Raw genomic sequence first — 16,776 nt, forward strand, 5'->3', positions numbered from 1 at the left:
ATTACCGCACCAAGTGCCCTACTCCCAAACCGGTTCCGGCCGGGCCTCATCGGGCCCGGCCGGAGCTGGTCAGTCCTCCGACGCGAGGGTGACTTCGAGGCCGCCGAGGAGCGTCGCGGCGATGTTGTAGAGGAAGGATCCGAGGGTCGCGAGCGCCGTGATGATCAGCACGTCGGCGCAGGCCAGCAGCGTGGTGAAGCCCATCACCTTGCCGGTGTTGATGTAGTTCTCGACCCGGAAGGGCTCGCCGGCCGGCGTCCCGAGGACTTCCTGGACGGTCGAGTTGATGTTGTCGAACACGCCGGCCGCGCCGATCGCGGACCAGACGATGAAGACCGCCACCCAGGTCACGATGCCGAACGCGATCGCCAGCAGGAACGCCGTCTTCATCACCGACCACGGGTCGATCCGGGACATCCGCAGCCGCGCCTTCCGCGTCTGCGGGCGGCTGGAGGTCTTCGCCTCTTTGGCGTCCTTCGCGGCGAGCCGGGTCTGCCGGGTCTCGGCGCGCTCCGTCTTGGCGTCCTTGACCGAGTTGGCCTTGTCCAGCACCGCCTGACGCGCCGCGCTCATCCGGTCACCGAACGACTCGGTTTTCGCCTCGCCCCCGCCGTACGCCGCGGCGCCGGCGGCGGGTGTGCCTGCCGAAGGCGCCGACCACGGCTCCGGGCGGCCCGGCGTACTCGGGGCCGGCTGCTGCGGGCGCGCGGGGGTGGTGGCCCCAGGAGTGGCCGGTCTCGCCTGCGGGCGGTACTCGGACGGCCGCTGGCCGTTCGGCGTACCTGTCCTCGGCTGGCCGTTGGAACGACCGTTGGAGGCCGGGTTGGCCGGGGCGGCAGACGGCTTCGCGCCCGGCGCCGTGCGCTGGGAGTTGGAGCTGTCGGCCGCACCTTCAGGCCATGTCGGCCTCGCGCGGTTGGTCATCAGTCACCCTCCTGGCCGGCTTCGTCGCTTTCGACGGTAGCCGCGCCGTCCACGTCCGTCGAACGCTCGTCATCATTCTGGACGCTCTCAGAGGTGGATTCGGTTGTCGATCCGTCCACATTCTGGGCATCAGCGGGTTCTGTACCCGCTTCCGCGCCTTCCGACTCCTCCAGAGCCACGGTCAGATCGGTGTTCCGGGCGATCGCGACCACCGCATCGGACTCGGCGACGCCCGCGAACCGGACGCCCATCGTGTCGCGGCCCTTCACCGGGACGCTGTCGACGCGGCTGCGGACGACCTGGCCGCTGGCCTTGATCGCCAGCACCTGGTCCTCGTCGACGACGATGATCGCGCCGACCAGCGAGCCGCGCTCGTCGTTCAGCTTGACCGCCTTGATGCCGAGACCGCCGCGGCCCTGCTGCCGGTACTCCGACACGCGCGAACGCTTGGCGTACCCGGCGTCGGTCACTGTGAAGACGAACTGCGTGTCCTCCTCGGAGCCGGCCCGGATCACCGACATCGAGAGCAGCTCGTCGCCGGACCGGAACTTCATCCCGGTCACACCGGAGGTTGCCCGGCCCATCGGCCGCAGCTGCTCGTCGTTCGCGGTGAAGCGGATCGACTGCCCCTTGCGGGACACCAGCAGCAGGTCGTCCTCAGCGGTGGCCAGGTCGGCGCCGATCAACTCGTCGTCGTCCTCACGGAAGTTGACCGCGATGATGCCGCTCTGCCGCGCCGAGTCGTAATCGCGCAGGGCCGTCTTCTTGACCAGGCCCTTCTTGGTCGCGAGCACCAGGTAGTCCGCCTGGTCGTAGTCGCGCAGCGTCAGCACCTGCGCGATCTCCTCGTCCGGCTGGAACGAGAGCAGGCCGGCCACGTGCGAGCCCTTGGCGTCGCGCGCGGACTCGGGCAGCTGCCACACCTTGGCCCGGTAGACCCGGCCCTTGGTGGTGAAGAACAGCATCCAGTGGTGGTTCGTGGTGGCGAAGAAGTGGCTGATCTCGTCCTCGGCCCGCAGCTGCGCGCCGCGCACGCCCTTCCCGCCGCGGTTCTGCGTGCGGTACAGGTCGGTCTTCGTGCGCTTGGCGTACCCGCCGCGGGTGATCGTGACGACCACGTCCTCGTCGGGCACCAGGTCCTGCACGGACAGGTCGCCGTCGGCCGCGATGATCTCGGTCCGGCGCTCGTCGCCGTACTTGTCGACGATCTCGCCGAGCTCGTCCTTGACGATCGAGCGCTGCCGCTCCGGGCTGGCCAGGATGTCCTCGAGGTCGGCGATGATCGCCTCGAGCTCCTGCAACCGCTCGATGATCTTCTGCCGCTCCAGGGCCGCCAGCCGGCGCAGCTGCATGTCGAGGATGGCCTGCGCCTGGATCTCGTCGATCTCGAGCAGCTGGATCAGGCCGGTGCGCGCCTCGTCCACGTCGGGGCTGCGCCGGATCAGCGCGATCACCTCGTCGAGGGCGTCGAGCGCCTTCACGTACCCGCGGTAGATGTGCGCGTTCTTCTCCGCCTCGCGCAGCCGGAAGCGGGTGCGCCGCTGGATGACCTCAATCTGGTGGTCGATCCAGTGGCTGATGAACAGGTTCACGCTGAGCGTGCGCGGTACGCCGTCGACGAGCGCCAGCATGTTGCAGCCGAAGGTGTCTTGCAGCTGGGTGTGCTTGTACAGGTTGTTCAGCACGACGCGCGGCTGGGCGTCCCGCTTCAGCACGATGACGAGCCGCTGACCGGTCCGCGACGAGCTGTCGTCACGGATGTCCGCGATGCCGTTCATCTTGCCGGTGTTCACCAACTCGGCGATCTTCTGCGCCAGGTTGTCCGGGTTCACCATGTACGGCAGCTCGGTGACGACCAGGCTGGTACGGCCCTTGGCGTCCTCTTCGATGTCGACCACCGCGCGCATCGTGACCGAGCCGCGGCCGGTGCGGTAGGCGTCGTCGATGCCCTTGTAGCCGACGATCAGCGCGCCGTTCGGGAAGTCCGGGCCCTTGATGTGCTGCAGGCAGGCCTCGAGCAGCTCCTCCTGCGTCGCGTCCGGGTGCTCGAGCGCCCAGTCGACCGCGGCCGCGACCTCGCGCAGGTTGTGCGGCGGGATCTGCGTCGCCATCCCGACCGCGATCCCGGACGAGCCGTTCACCAGCAGGTTCGGGAAGCGCGAGGGCAGGATCACCGGCTCCTGCGACTTGCCGTCGTAGTTCGGCCGGAAGTCGACGGTCTCCTGGTCGATGTCGCGGACCATTTCCATCGCCAGCGGCGCCATCCGGCACTCGGTGTACCGCATGGCGGCCGCCGGGTCGTTACCGGGCGAGCCGAAGTTGCCCTGGCCCTGGATCAGCGGCGCGCGCATCACCCACGGCTGCGCGAGCCGGACCAGGGTGTCGTAGATCGCCGAGTCACCGTGCGGGTGGTACTGACCCATGACGTCACCGACGACGCGGGAGCACTTGTTGAAACCACGGTCCGGCCGGTAGCCGCCGTCGTACATCGCGTAGAGGATCCGGCGGTGCACCGGCTTCAGGCCGTCGCGAACCTCCGGCAGCGCGCGGCCGACGATGACGGCCATCGCGTAGTCGAGGTACGACTGCTGCATCTCGGTCTGCAGGTCGAGCGGCTCGACCCGGTCGTGGCCCGGCGTGGTGGGGGTCTCGGTCATGAAAAGTCCCGTTCAGATCAGGTACGTCGGTGTGGGGCGAGAACTCAGATGTCGAGGAACCGGACATCGCGGGCGTTGCGCTGGATGAAGCTGCGCCGTGCCTCGATGTCGTCGCCCATCAGCGTCTGGAACGTCTCGTCGGCGCGCACCGCGTCGTCGAGGGTGATCTGCAGCAGCACCCGGTTGGCCGGGTCCATCGTGGTCTCCCACAGCTCGTTCGCGTTCATCTCGCCCAGACCCTTGTAGCGCTGGATCGGGTTCTCCTTGGGCAGCTTCTTGCCTGCCTCGAGGCCGGCTTCGAGCAGTCCGTCGCGCTCGCGGTCGTTGTAGGCCAGCTCGTGCGGCTGGTTGCTCCAGCGGATCTTGTACAGCGGCGGCTGCGCGGCGTACACGTGCCCGCGCTCGATCAGCGGCCGCATGAACCGGAACAGCAGGGTCAGCAGCAGGGTCCGGATGTGCTGGCCGTCGACATCGGCGTCGGCCATGATCACGATCTTGTGGTACCGGAGCTTCTCTTCGTCGAAGTCCTCGTGGATGCCGGTGCCGAGCGCCGAGATGATCGCCTGGACCTCGTTGTTCTGCAGGACCTTGTCGATCCGGGCCTTCTCGACGTTCAGGATCTTGCCGCGGATCGGCAGGATGGCCTGGAACTTCGGGTCCCGGCCGCCCTTCGCGGAGCCGCCCGCCGAGTCACCCTCGACGATGTAGACCTCGCACTCCTCCGGGTTGGTCGACTGGCAGTCGGCCAGCTTGCCCGGGAGGCCGCCGCCGCCGAGCAGACCCTTGCGATTGCGGGCCAGGTCGCGGGCCTTGCGGGCCGCGATCCGGGCGCTGGCCGCGGCGGTCGCCTTGCGGATGATCTCGCGGCCCTCGGCCGGGTTCTGCTCGAACCAGGCGCCGAGCCGGTCGTTCACGACCCGCTGGACGAAGCCCTTGACCTCGGTGTTGCCGAGCTTGGTCTTGGTCTGGCCCTCGAACTGCGGCTCGGCGAGCTTGACCGAGATGATCGCGGTCAGGCCTTCCCGGATGTCGTCACCGGTGAGCCTGTCCTCCTTCTTCTTGATCATCCCCTGGTCCTCGCCGAAGCCGTTCACCAGCGAGGTGAGCGCGGCCCGGAAGCCCTCCTCGTGGGTGCCGCCCTCATGGGTGTTGATCGCGTTCGCGAAGGTGTGCACGGACTCCTGGAAGGAGCCGCTCCACTGCAGCGCGACCTCGAGGCTCATCGTGTCGTCGGCGGCCGCCGCCTCGAACGAGATGACGTCGCGGTGCACGGTCTCGCGGATCCCGGTCAGGTACTTCACGTAGTCGACCAGGCCGTCGGCGTACCGGAAGGACTGCTCGAGCGGCTTGCCGTCCTCGTCGATGTGGTCGGGGCGCTCGTCCCGGATCACCAGCTCGAGGCCCTTGTTCAGGAACGCGTACTCGCGGAAGCGGGTGGCCAGCGTCTCGTACGAGTACGTCGTGGTCTCGAAGACGTCCGGGCTGGCCCAGAACGTGATCGTCGTACCGTTCGACGTCGAGGTGCCGATCTCGGCCAGGTCCTCGTCCGGGACGCCCATCGTGAAGGACTGCGTGTACAGCTTGCCGCCGGTCTTCACGTCGACCTTGAGCCGGGTGGACAGCGCGTTCACGACCGAGACGCCGACGCCGTGCAGACCGCCGGACACCTTGTAGCCGCCGCCGCCGAACTTGCCGCCGGCGTGCAGCACGGTCAGTACGACGGTGACGGCCGGCTTGCCCTCGGACTCGACGATGCCGACCGGGATGCCACGGCCGTTGTCCTCGACCCGGACCCCGCCGTCGGCGAGCAGTGTCACCACGATGCGGTCGCCGTACCCGGCCATCGCCTCGTCGACCGCGTTGTCGACCACCTCGGTGACCAGATGGTGCAGACCCCGCTCGCCGGTGGACCCGATGTACATACCGGGACGCTTCCGGACCGCGTCCAGACCCTCCAGGACCTGGATGGCGCTCGCGTCGTACTCGCGCTCGACGACCGAGGAGCGAATCTCGTGCAGATCGGCTGCGGCGGTATCACTGGGGCCGATGGGGTCGGCGGACTGGTTGGCGTCGATCTCGGTCGGCTCGTCGGTCACCGGTGGTTGTCCTCCTCGGACCCCGCGTTCGCGAGGCATCGCGGCACAGTTGAGCCGCCCTCCACGGTGATGGCAGAGGTGCGGCTCGCTCTACACGGCCCATTCTACCCGTCGACCGAAGCAGAACCGGCCACCAGCCGCCTGAAACTCATGCCAGGCCGTCTTTTCTCCCTCATTGCCATGTCCCCTCTCGCGGGAGGGGGGCCAGAAAGCGCTCACGGCCTCTCAGCGGCCTCCGGGCGTTTCGCCACTGACCACTCCGGCGGCTACCGGTCCAGACCACACAGTCCGGCCGGGGAGCATGTGCCCGGCGCGCACCCACGGCCCTCTAGGATCGCAGCCGTGGAAAGTCTCGACGAGGTCATCGATGCGATGATCGCCGACCGGGTGATTCACCGGCACCGGCGGATCTGGTTGCTGCTGATCGCCCTCGTCGTGGTGGCGGCACTGGTCGTGCTGGCCACCGGCGGCTGGAAAGAGAAGAAGGGCCGCACGGTTCCGACCCTGGACGCCCCGGCGACGGTGACGGCCGGCCGGTTCGAGTTCAACTTCACCAAGGCCGAGATCATCCGGAAGCCGAAGGGCGAGTACAGCGACGCCGAGACCACGCTCCGGGTCTACTTCACCGCAAAGAACATCGACTCCGAAGAATTCACCAGTGAGTCGGTAGCCGGCAGGCTGATCAAGTTCGTCCCCGGCGGCGGCCAGGATCTGATCGACTCCAACGGCGGCGCCTGCCGCGGCGACAACCTCAACTGGGCGCTCGTCTACGGCCTCCCGCCGGAGGAGTGCAGCACGAAGTTCGATGTCGAACCGGACTTCGCCGCCGACGTCGTCGAGATCGGTGTCCTGCAGGAGCACTACGACAGTGACAACGGGGCGCTCGGCGTGAACGAGAAGCCGTACTGGCACAACGAGGACCCGGCCGCCGTCGTCCGGCTGAAGCCGACCGTTGTCATCGACGACGGGAAGAACAAGTGAAGCTCTACCGCCCCGCGACCATCCTGGTCGGTTTGCTGTTCATCTTGATCGGCGGCGTGGCCCGGCTGGCCGGCCCCGACCAGGTGTACGGCGACGACTCGAACCTGAAGGTCGTGCACGGCACCATCGGCGAGGCGCTTCCCTACGCGGGCAGCGGGTCGACGATCAAGGTGACCCGGATCAAGTTCGCCCGCAAGATTCTCAGCGGGGACGGGGGCTCCGACGACAAGCCGATCGACACCAACGGCATCTACGTCGCGATCGAGTGGGACGCGGTGCGCGGCGTGAAGGATCCCGACGCGTTCACGCCGACGCTGATCACCGACGGCGACAGCGTCTACGAGAAGGTCAGCGACCCCACCGACAGCGACATGAACTTCCCGGACGCCGGCTTCGCCCGCACAGGCGCCATCGTCTTCGAGGTCAACCCGACGGACCTGAAGGGCCTCACCCTGAGACTCAAGCCGAGCATGCTGTGGAACGTGTACAACTCCGAGGTCCGCGTCGACCTGGGCATCCCGACCGAGGACATCGCCCAGCAGATGGTCGATCACGCCGACGACCAGTACGTCGTCAACGACTCGGTCACCCGGGTGGCGTCGTGAACCTCGCGGGCCGGGCGAGCCGGCTGGTCGTGCAGGCGTCGCTGCTGGTCGGCCTGCTGAGCCTCGGATCATTCACCCTGCTGCACCCGTACCTGAGCGACGACGAGCAGCTGTACAGGCAGGGCCGGGTCGACGAGGTCGTCAGCCAAGGCCCGGTGACCGTCCAGAGCATCGAGTGGAAGCTGGACTCGCTGAAGGCCTACACCTCGATCCTGAACGAGGACGGCGAGGCGATCGAGCTCGACGCCCCGGCCGGATCCGTCTTCATGCTGGCCACGCTCACCGTGACCCCGCGAAAAGGGCTCATGCTCAAGGACCAGGGCTTCAGCTGTGACGCGCTGCTGCGCGACAGCAAGGGCAACACCTGGGACGACACGCTGGCGACCGGATACCCGCTGCCGACGTTCTGCGGTGACGACGACCATCCGTTCACGATGGACAAGCCGGCCAAGATCGCGAAGGTCTACATCGTCCCGAAGAGCGCTGTACCGAACCTGGTCGGCCTGACCGTCGAGGACTTCTACATCCACCGACGGGTCCTGATCACTCCCTGACGGGCAGCAGTCAGACGGTCGCGGGGGCGGGCTCCTTGATCTCCTTCGGCGCCTTGGCCTGGGCGATCGCCGCGGCCTCGGCCCGCCGTTCGCTGCCGACCGAGATGCACAGGTCGAAGGCGGCGGCCAGGAGCGCGATCCGCAGCGGCTCGAACAGCAGCCCCTGAATCAGGCTCGCGATCTCGTGGTTCATCAGGCCCCAGTACTGCCCGTGGATGCCGAGCAGCCGCTGGAAGGCGACGAACGCCCAGTCGTTGCCGAGCAGCCAGAACGTGTAGACCAGGCAGACCACGCCGAGGAACACCGGGCCGACCCGGACCAGCAGCCGGAACGCGTTGATCGCGGGGTAGAACTTCTCCCGGACACCGGCGAGCAGCAGGTCCGGCGCCTTATAGGTGAGGCCGACGAGCCGGCCGTGCTGCGGCGCCTCCTGCGTCTCGGTCTGCGCGCCGAGCCGGCGCTCCAGCCGCGTCCCCCGGAAGACACCGCCGCTGGACAGCACCCGGTGGCCGAAGACGACCGTGGTGATCGCGAGCCAGGTCAGCGGCTCGGCGATGCCCAGCTTGAACATCGGCCAGAGGGTCTCCCACAGGAAGCCCCAGAGGAACTCGATACCGGCCGGGATCGGGATGTGGATCGTGTCGAAGAAGTCCTTGAACCCGTCCCACCAGTCCAGCGACCAGTACCAGAAGTTGCGGTCCTTGAACCACTCCTTGCCCTCGTCGATCGCGTACGGCGTGATCACGAAGGTGAGCAGCACGAAGAAGGCCTCGGCCCAGACCTGCGTCAGCTTGACCGGGCGGCTCGGCCAGCGGTCGTCGACGGACTGCAGCACGCGACGCAGCACCAGGAGGACGGCGAGCGCGGGCAGGTAGTTGTGCCAGCTGTGGATTCCTACCTTGAAGAATCCCGAGCCGGGCTGCAGCCCGTTCTGGACGAGGTACGTCGCGCTCAGCTGGCTCACCTGGCGGTCGAAGAAGCCCCAGGCGGACCAGACTGCGACCAGCGGCAGCAGCGTGACGGCCAGCAACTCGAGCAGCCCGCGCTGCGTCGGGTCGGACGTCTCCTCGGCCTCATCGCTCGCCGCGTCCCGCCAGCGGTACAGCGACATCGCACAGGTCCGGATCATGCCGACGGCGGCGACGATCTGGAGCAGCACGCCGACCGCGAACAGGCCGGTGCCGAGACTGGAGTGCAAATGCTCGGCCAGCCAGATCGCACCCTGCGAGCACACCGTGAAGCCCACGAACCCGGCCACCCACCAGGTGGTCATGGGCAGCAGGTTCTTCCACCAGAGCCGGAACGTATCCCCGATCAGGTGGACCATCTCGCGAAAGCCGTCGACGAGCGTGCGCATCGCGCCTGATCCTAGGGGAGGGCCGGGTCCTCGCAGCAACTCAGTCCGTCATCCGTAGGTGTCGCGGGGGCCGCGGCCGCCGCGGATGGTGCGGGGGCCCTTGCGCCAGGTGTAGGTGTTGGGGCCGAGGACCTTGACCTGGGAGACGGTGCCTTCGCCGAGTTCGGCGTTCAGGCGGAAGAGCAGTTGCGGGACCAGCAGGTCGAGCTGGACCTTCCACGCGGTCGACGACGTACGGACCGTGAGGACGGTGTCGTCGTACGACTCCGGCTTGCAGTGTTCGGCCATCTCGGGGCCGACGATGGACGGCCAGCGCGCCATCACCCCGTGAACGGCGACGTCGACCTCCCAGCCCTGGTCGCGCATCAGCCGGCCGAGCGTGTTCGTCAGGCGCTGGGGATCGCGGTCGTCGGGACGGGCGCTGCTGATCTGGGCTCCGAGCCGCGGGCGGCGGCGGCGTTTGACCGGCTTGATCCCGCCCTTCGCCGCCTGCTGCTTCAGCCGCGCCGCCAGGGATTTGGCGAGCTCCAGGCCCTGCTTGTCGTGCTCGGCCTCGCTCTCGGGGACGCTCTCGGAGGAATCCGGGGGTTCAGGCACGCTGAACGACCCCCTCACCCACCTCGAAGCGCGCTCCGCTGAGCTCGGCAGGCACGTCTGCGCCGACCGCTGCGGTGACCAGCACCTGCTCGGCCGGCGCGACCAGCTCGGCCAGCCGGTCCCGGCGCTGCGCATCGAGCTCGGCGAACACGTCGTCGAGGATCAGCACCGGTTCACCCCCGTCCGCGCGGAGCAGGTCGTACGACGCCAGTCGCAGCGCGAGCGCGAACGACCAGGACTCACCGTGACTCGCGTACCCCTTCGCGGGCAAGTCCCCGAGCCCGAGCAGTACGTCGTCGCGGTGCGGGCCGACCAGCGACACGCCGCGGTCGAGCTCGTCCTGCCGCTTCTCCCGCACCGCGGCGAGCAGCACCTCCTCGAGCTGCTCGCGGGACGCCACCCCGGGCTCGAGCAGGACCGACGACTTGTACTCGAGCCGCGCGTCACCCTTGCCGCGGGCAACAGCGTCGTACGCGCTCGACACCAGGGGCCGCAGCGACTCGAGCAGCTCCAGGCGGGTCGCCAGCAGCTCGGACCCGGCACGCGCGAGGTTCGAGTCCCAGACCTCCAGCGTGCGCAGCTGGCTTTCGGCGGCACTCGAGCGGTTCTGCCGGCGCGCCTGCGACGCGCTCCGCAGCAACGAGTTCCGCTGCTTGAGCACCCGGTCGTAGTCCTGCCGTACGCCGGCCATCCGCGGCGCTCGCAGCGTCAACAGCTCGTCGAGGAACCGCCGGCGCTCGGAGGGGTCGCCCTTCACGAGCGCGAGGTCCTCCGGCGCGAACAGCACCGTGCGCAGCAGCCCGAGCACTTCCCGTGGGCGGGGCACCGGCGAACGGTTGATCCGGGCCCGATTTGCCTTCCCAGGATTGATTTCCAGCTCGACCACCACATCGCGGTCGTACTGGCTGCGGATCTCCGTCCGCACGATCGCCCGGGTGGCGCCGGCCCGCACCAGCGGTGCGTCGTTGGCCACCCGGTGCGAACCGAGCGTCGCGGTGTAGTGGATCGCCTCGACCAGGTTGGTCTTGCCGTGGCCGTTCGGCCCGACGAAGGCCGTCACGCCCGGAGCGAGCCGGACCTCCGCCTGTGCGTACGAGCGAAAGTCGATCAGGCCGAGGGCGGTGACGTACACCTCAGTGCTTCGTCGGCGGCGTGGCGTAGGAGGGGTCCTCGGCGCCCTTCACCGCGTGCCCGCCGAACTGGTTGCGCATCGCGGCGATCGCCTTCATCGCCGGCGAGTCCTCCTGCCGGGAGGCGAACCGTGCGAACAGCGCGGCCGAGATGGCCGGCATCGGTACGGCGTGGTCGATCGCGGCCTCGACGGTCCAGCGGCCCTCGCCGGAGTCGTCGGCGTATCCGCGGATCTTGGCCAGGTGGCTGTCGTCCTTCAGCGAGGCGACGAGCAGGTCGAGCAGCCAGGACCGAATCACGGTGCCCTCGCGCCAGGACTCGAAGGCCTCCGGCACGTTCTCCACGACGTCCGCGGCCTCGAGCAGCTCGTAGCCCTCGGCGTACGCCTGCATGATCCCGTACTCGATGCCGTTGTGGACCATCTTCGAGAAGTGCCCGGCACCGACCTTGCCGGCGTGCACGAAGCCGAACTCACCCTCGGGCTTCAGCGCCTCGAAGATCGGCATCACCTGCTCGACGGTCTCCTTGTCGCCGCCGCACATCAGCGCATAGCCGTTCTCCAGGCCCCAGACACCCCCGGACACACCGCAGTCGACGAAGCGGATGCCCTTCTCGGCGAGCTGCGCGGCCCGGCGGGTGTCGTCGGTCCAGCGGCTGTTGCCGCCGTCGATCACGATGTCGCCGGGGGACAGGAGATCGGCCAACTCGGTGACGACCGGGTCGATCGCCTGCACCGGAACCATGATCCAGACCACCCTGGGCTGGTCGGAGGCGGTGAGCTTGCCGACCATGTCGGCCAGGTCCTTGGCGTCGGAGATGTCCTGGTTGTGATCCAACCCGACCACCGTGTGACCGGCGTTCCGGATCCGCTGGCGCATGTTGCCGCCCATCTTGCCGAGACCGACAAGGCCGAGCTCCATCGTGAATCCCCTTGTTCTGTTGGTGTTCAGCTGTTCAGGCGAACCGGCATCAGTACATAGCGGAACTCGCTGATCGGTTCACCGTCGAAGTCCGTCACACCGGTCAGTTCGGCCGGCTTCGTCGCCTGCGTGAACGCCAGGTGCGCAACCGGCGTGCCGATCGCGCCGAGACCGTCGAGCAGGTACGTCGGGTTGAAGCCTACGGTCACCGGATCGCCGACCACCCGGGCCTCGAGCGACTCCGACGCCTGCGCCTCGTCACCGCTGCCCGCGTCGAGGGTGACGCTGTCCTCCTCGAAGGTCAGCCGGACCGGAGCGTTGCGCTCAGCGACCAGTGCGACGCGCTTCACGGCCTCGACCAGGGTCGCGGTGTCGATCCGCACCCGGGTCGCGATCGCGGCGTCGGTCGGGATGATGCCGCGCACCTTCGGGAACTCGCCGTCCAGCAACCGGGTGGTGGCGCGCCGGTTGCCACCGGACACCTCGCCCTCGAAGCCGACGATGCCGTCGCCGGTGCCCGGGGCAGCCAGCGACACGATCACGTCGGAGCCGGTCATCGCCTTGGCGGTCTCCGACAACACCCGGGCCGGTACCAGCGCGGCCGCGGAGGCGTCGGGGGACTGCGGGTTCCACTCCAGCTCGCGGATCGCCAGCCGGTAGCGGTCGGTGGCCAGCAGCGAGATCGTGGAGCCCTCGATCTCGACCCGGACACCGGTCAGCACCGGCAGGGTGTCCTCGCGGCCGGCCGCGGTCACCACCTGGGAGACGGCCTGCGCGAAGACGTCGGCCTTGACCGTCCCGCTGGCGGCCGGAAGCTCCGGCAGAGCCGGATATTCCTCCGTGGGAAGCGTCTGGAGCGTGAACCGCGAGCTGCCACAGGTGACCTGTGCCTTCGCGCCGTCCACAGCGACGTCCACGGGCTGATTCGGAAGGCTCTTGGAGATGTCGGCAACGAGCCGGCCGGAGATCAGGCATTTCCCCGAGTCGGCCACCTGCGCGGGCACCGTGACCCGCACCGACGTCTCGTAGTCGAAGCCGGACAGGGTGATCTGCCCGTCCTCGGCTTCGACGAGCAGGCCGGCAAGGATCGGGACGCTGGGACGACTGGGCAAGCTGCGCGCGGCCCAGGCCACCGACTCGGCCAGTACGTCGCGCTCGACGCGAAACTTCACCGCTGGGTGCCTCCTGATTCGGCTGTGTGCCAGGCAGATCCTGCCACGGACAAGTGTGCTGTGCGCCCATCGGGCCTGACGTGGCGCTTCGGGCGGGTCGCGTCGGCGTCGTTCCTGTGCTGTTCCAGGTACTTCCGAGAACAGCCTGACAGGTCCCGCAAGCCGGCGCGAGATCGGGGTTTTCCCCAGATCGGGCCGCTCGATCGTTTTGTAGCCTTCGAGCTCTCTACAGATTCCATAGTGTTCTTCGCACCGGTGGATACTGTGGAAAAGCGGTGACTTCCCAGGTCAGAGGCCAAATCGGGGTGGGGACGCCGTGTGGACGACGCTCGCTTGTGCTGAGGACGACGGTGGACGGCGAAATCTGTCCCCACAGCCAATCCACACCACAGACGAGGCTTTCCACGGCGATACCCACACTTTTCCACAGCTGTGTCCCCAGCCTGTGTGGCCAGCGGTCACTGCTGCTTGGCTTGGTGCTTGATCCGGTTGGTCAGTTCCGTGACCTGATTGAAGACGCTGCGCCGCTCCGACATCAGTTGCCGGATCTTCCGTTCGGCGTGCATCACCGTCGTGTGGTCGCGGCCGCCGAACTGCTGACCGATCTTCGGCAGCGACAGGTCGGTCAGCTCGCGGCACAGATACATGGCGATCTGCCGGGCGGTCACCAGCACGCGGCTGCGGCTCGAGCCGCACAGGTCGTCGATCGACAGACCGAAGTACGACGCCGTCTGGCCCATGATCATGCTCGCGGTCACCTCGGGCTTGCTGCCTTCGGGGATCAGGTCCTTCAGCACGATCTCGGCCAGGCTCAGGTCGACCGGCTGCCGATTCAGGCTCGCGAACGCGGTGACCCGGATCAGCGCGCCCTCGAGCTCGCGGATGTTGGTCTGCACCTTCGACGCGATGAACTCCAGCACCTCCGGCGGCGCCGTCAGCCGCTCGGTCGCGGCCTTCTTCCGCAGGATCGCGATCCGGGTCTCGAGGTCCGGCGGCTGGATGTCGGTGATCAGGCCCCACTCGAACCGGTTCCGCAGCCGGTCCTCCAGCGCCTCCAGGCGTTTCGGCGCGCGGTCGGAGCTGATCACGATCTGCTTGTTCGCGTTGTGCAGCGTGTTGAAGGTGTGGAAGAACTCTTCCTGGGTCTGGATCTTGCCTTCCAGGAACTGGATGTCGTCGATCAGCAGCACGTCGACGTCGCGGTACCGGCGCTGGAACTGGGACGCCTTGTCGTCGCGGATCGCGTTGATGAAGTCGTTGGTGAACTCTTCGCTGGACACGTACCGCACGCGGGCGCCGGTGTAGAGGCTGCGGACGTAGTGTCCGATCGCGTGCAGCAGGTGGGTCTTGCCCAGACCCGAGTCGCCGTAGATCAGCTGCGGGTTGTACGCCTTGCCCGGCGCCTCGGCGACGGCGACGGCCGCGGCGTGCGCGAACCGGTTCGAGCTGCCGATGACGAAGGTTTCGAAGGTGTACTTCGGGTTCAGCCGCGCTTCACCCTGCGCCTCGGTGGCCGGCTGCGACGAACCGTTCGGCGGCGGGGCGACCGATCCGAGCGGCTGACCGAACGACGACTGCTGTTGCGGGGCCGGCTGCTGCTCGTAGTGCTGCGGTGCCGGCGGCGCGCTGAAGTGGTTGTCCGGATCGGTGAGCGCGGACTGGATGGTCGGCTGGAAGGCACCGTCGGTGCGCAGCGGCTCACGGACGGGCGGCGGCTGCTGCATCGGCGGCTGCGGCGCGTGCTGCTGAGGCACGTGCTGCGGCGCGGGCTGTTGTGGAGGCTGCTGTGTGTACTGCGGTTGCGGCGGAGCCTGCTGTTCGCGCAGCTCCGGGTCGAGGGACGGGTCGACGGTGACAGCGATCCGGATGTCTCGGCCGAAGGTCTCGGTGAGGATCCGCTCGAGGTCCGGACGGAGACGGGTCTCGAGCTGTCCGCGGGTGAAGTCGTCGGGCACCGCGACGATCGCTGTGCTCTCGTGCAGCGTCACCGGACGCGAGTTGGTCAGCCAGGCCCGCTGGTTCGGCGGCAGCCCGGCAAGCACACGAGCCCACGCTTCACCCAGGTCTGTCACAGCCGGAGCCGCCTGCTGCGCCTGCACCGGCGGCTGCATCTGCTGCGCTTGCGGCTGTGGCTGCGGGTGCTGCTGGTGCACCTGCTGGGGCTGCACCTGCTGGGGCTGCACCTGGTGAATCGGCGGCGGCGACTGCGGCGGCGACTGCTGCGGCGGCGACTGCTGCGCTGGCGCGTGCTGCTGTGCCTGCGTCGGCGGTAGCACTGCCGACTGTTGCTGCCGCGCCTGCTGCGCTTGTGGCTCCAGCTGCGCTTGTGGCTCCTGCTGCGCCGAATGCGCCTGCGCGTGCAGTTGCTGTTCCGCCGGCTGCGCCTGCGTCGGTTGCCGCTGCGTCTGCGTGTGGTGCTCCGCTGACTGCTGCTGCGGGTGGTGTGGTGCACCCTGCTCGGCGGCGGGGTGTTGCGGCAACTGCTCCTGCGAGTGGTGTGGAGCGCTCTGCTGAGCGGCCGGAGGCTGCAGCGGCTGCTGGTGCGGCTGCAGAGGCAGGTGCAGGTTGTGGTGGAGCTGTGGGGGCAGGTGCTGCTGAGGTGCGTCCTGGTGCGGGGCCTGAACGGCAGTGGACCGCGGCTCGGCCGGTTGGTGCTCGGCTGCGCGCTCGTCGGGCGTGCGCTCGACGACGACCGGCTGCTGCGGCGCCTGCTGATCGGAGACGGCCCGCTCGGGCGTCTGCTCTAGCGGGGGCAGCTCGGCGGAGGTGTGCTCGGCGGAGGTGTGCTCGGCGGTCGGCGGCGCGGCCGCGCTCTGCTGAGTCGGTCTGCCATCGGGTGACCACTGGTTGGTGGCTGCGTCGTCCACACGTGCCTCCCCCTCGATCGGTGCCGCTCCTGCTGCAGTGCCGCCAGTACCCCAATCGCCGGCACCCCAGCCGTTGCCTGCGCCGGGGTGCTGGTTCACGGCCGGTGCCGCACCGAAGTACGACGTACTTGCCGTGGACTCGGGTGGGCCGGACGGAAGATCGGTGGCCGCGCGCTCGAGCTCGGAGCGGTAGCCGTACGGACCCGGGGGCGGCGCGGGGCGGTAACCGGCGGCCGGCGGCTCGGGCATCGGGATCGGGAGCGACGGGCTCAGGTAGTCACCGGGATCCATCCGCGGCATCGGCGTCTCCGCGCGCGGACCGGGTGCGGTCTCGGTCCTGGGCAGTGGCTCCGGCGCGGGCGGCACCTCGGTGCGGAGGCCGGCGTCGGGTTCGGGGCGGAGGCCGGCGTCGGGTTCGGGGCGGAGGTCCTGCCGCCCGTCGGCGGTGTGGTCCGTCCGGGGCTCGGCCGGGCTGAATTGCACCGGTGTGAATTCCGCACTGGCGGAATGGTCCTCGACCACGCGTTGCTCCCCGAATCCATCGCTGCGGTGGCCGGCGCGTTCCGGACTGGTTCGGGCTGCGCGACCATTCGACCCGACCACCGTGCGGGCCGCTGTCCACACGGTTGTCCACAGTTGTGAACGACCGCCGGAGCAGGTTGGTTACCGATCGCGGGGTGTGGGACCTCTGGTGTGAAGAAGTGACGCTAACAAGTCCGCCCACACGGCTTCAAGCCGTCATCCACAGGCTATGAACAGGAAATTGGGGGCAACTTGCGGCGTGTCGGGTAGACGCCGGAGCGTAGTCATGGTGCGAGATCGCTCTCTGTCGCCGATCCGTCCGGACAGTGACGAGTACTCGGCCGACCATTCGCCCACTATCCTGTCCACAAGTCTGTGGAAAACCTTGGGGAT

The 16,776-nt window shown here is 68.5% G+C and carries 12 protein-coding genes; 3 read left to right on the top strand and 9 right to left on the bottom strand.

The window, feature by feature from the left end; all coding sequences use genetic code 11:
- Nucleotides 1-69: 69 nt before the first annotated feature.
- Genes ABZX12_RS15905 through gyrB form a run of 3 tightly spaced genes read right to left on the bottom strand, consistent with a single transcriptional unit; the run spans nucleotide 70 to nucleotide 5,677 of the window.
- The gene (locus ABZX12_RS15905; protein ID WP_355693677.1) at nucleotides 70-924 is read right to left on the bottom strand and encodes a DUF3566 domain-containing protein; all 855 of its coding nucleotides are present in this window, start codon (nucleotides 922-924) and stop codon (nucleotides 70-72) included.
- Entirely contained in the window at nucleotides 924-3,581 is a 2,658-nt protein-coding gene (gene gyrA / locus ABZX12_RS15910; protein WP_355693678.1) for a DNA gyrase subunit A, read from the bottom strand. The genes ABZX12_RS15905 and gyrA overlap by 1 nt, the downstream gene beginning before the upstream one ends.
- 44 nt (nucleotides 3,582-3,625) lie before the next feature.
- Complete coding sequence (gyrB, locus tag ABZX12_RS15915) at nucleotides 3,626-5,677, bottom strand: DNA topoisomerase (ATP-hydrolyzing) subunit B (RefSeq protein WP_355693680.1); 2,052 nt, start codon at nucleotides 5,675-5,677, stop codon at nucleotides 3,626-3,628.
- Between the two features lie 342 nt (nucleotides 5,678-6,019).
- Between gyrB and ABZX12_RS15920 the strand changes: the two genes are divergently transcribed.
- The 3 genes from ABZX12_RS15920 to ABZX12_RS15930 are packed head-to-tail and all read left to right on the top strand — an operon-like array spanning nucleotide 6,020 to nucleotide 7,817.
- Complete coding sequence (locus ABZX12_RS15920; RefSeq protein WP_355693682.1) at nucleotides 6,020-6,658, top strand: hypothetical protein; 639 nt, start codon at nucleotides 6,020-6,022, stop codon at nucleotides 6,656-6,658.
- The gene (locus ABZX12_RS15925; protein WP_355693684.1) at nucleotides 6,655-7,263 is read left to right on the top strand and encodes a hypothetical protein; all 609 of its coding nucleotides are present in this window, start codon (nucleotides 6,655-6,657) and stop codon (nucleotides 7,261-7,263) included. Before ABZX12_RS15920 ends, ABZX12_RS15925 begins: the two co-directional genes overlap by 4 nt.
- Nucleotides 7,260-7,817 carry a hypothetical protein gene (locus tag ABZX12_RS15930; RefSeq protein WP_355693686.1) on the top strand — a complete coding sequence of 186 codons (558 nt, stop codon included), beginning with the start codon at nucleotides 7,260-7,262 and terminating at the stop codon, nucleotides 7,815-7,817. Before ABZX12_RS15925 ends, ABZX12_RS15930 begins: the two co-directional genes overlap by 4 nt.
- 10 nt (nucleotides 7,818-7,827) lie before the next feature.
- Here the strand turns inward: ABZX12_RS15930 and ABZX12_RS15935 are convergent, their stop codons facing one another.
- The 6 genes from ABZX12_RS15935 to dnaA form a co-directional block, all read right to left on the bottom strand.
- Entirely contained in the window at nucleotides 7,828-9,174 is a 1,347-nt protein-coding gene (locus ABZX12_RS15935) for a hypothetical protein (protein WP_355693688.1), read from the bottom strand.
- Between the two features lie 48 nt (nucleotides 9,175-9,222).
- Nucleotides 9,223-9,771 (bottom strand): DciA family protein, encoded by a 549-nt coding sequence (locus ABZX12_RS15940; RefSeq protein WP_355693690.1) that lies wholly within the window; start codon nucleotides 9,769-9,771, stop codon nucleotides 9,223-9,225.
- Nucleotides 9,764-10,903: a DNA replication/repair protein RecF gene (recF, locus tag ABZX12_RS15945; RefSeq protein ID WP_355693692.1), complete on the bottom strand. Its 1,140-nt coding sequence runs from the start codon at nucleotides 10,901-10,903 to the stop codon at nucleotides 9,764-9,766. The genes ABZX12_RS15940 and recF overlap by 8 nt, the downstream gene beginning before the upstream one ends.
- A 1-nt stretch (nucleotide 10,904) precedes the next feature.
- The gene (gnd, locus tag ABZX12_RS15950) at nucleotides 10,905-11,822 is read right to left on the bottom strand and encodes a phosphogluconate dehydrogenase (NAD(+)-dependent, decarboxylating) (RefSeq protein ID WP_355693694.1); all 918 of its coding nucleotides are present in this window, start codon (nucleotides 11,820-11,822) and stop codon (nucleotides 10,905-10,907) included.
- Between the two features lie 26 nt (nucleotides 11,823-11,848).
- Nucleotides 11,849-12,994 (bottom strand): DNA polymerase III subunit beta, encoded by a 1,146-nt coding sequence (gene dnaN / locus ABZX12_RS15955; RefSeq protein WP_355693696.1) that lies wholly within the window; start codon nucleotides 12,992-12,994, stop codon nucleotides 11,849-11,851.
- A 458-nt stretch (nucleotides 12,995-13,452) separates the two neighbouring features.
- Nucleotides 13,453-15,105, bottom strand: a complete 1,653-nt coding sequence (gene dnaA / locus ABZX12_RS15960; RefSeq protein ID WP_355694293.1) for a chromosomal replication initiator protein DnaA — start codon at nucleotides 15,103-15,105, stop codon at nucleotides 13,453-13,455.
- Nucleotides 15,106-16,776 lie beyond the last annotated feature (1,671 nt).

Origin of the sequence: Kribbella sp. NPDC003505, assembly GCF_040610875.1 — a bacterium.
Lineage (GTDB): Bacteria > Actinomycetota > Actinomycetes > Propionibacteriales > Kribbellaceae > Kribbella.

Excerpts from the sequence above, each read along its gene's own strand:
- dnaA (WP_355694293.1), bottom strand. The coding sequence starts at position 15,105 with ATGCAGCCGCCGGTGCAGGCGCAGCAGGCGGCTCCGGCTGTGACAGAC.
- ABZX12_RS15905 (WP_355693677.1), bottom strand. The coding sequence starts at position 924 with ATGACCAACCGCGCGAGGCCGACATGGCCTGAAGGTGCGGCCGACAGC.
- ABZX12_RS15935 (WP_355693688.1), bottom strand. The coding sequence starts at position 9,174 with ATGCGCACGCTCGTCGACGGCTTTCGCGAGATGGTCCACCTGATCGGG.
- gyrA (WP_355693678.1), bottom strand. The coding sequence starts at position 3,581 with ATGACCGAGACCCCCACCACGCCGGGCCACGACCGGGTCGAGCCGCTC.
- gnd (WP_355693694.1), bottom strand. The coding sequence starts at position 11,822 with ATGGAGCTCGGCCTTGTCGGTCTCGGCAAGATGGGCGGCAACATGCGC.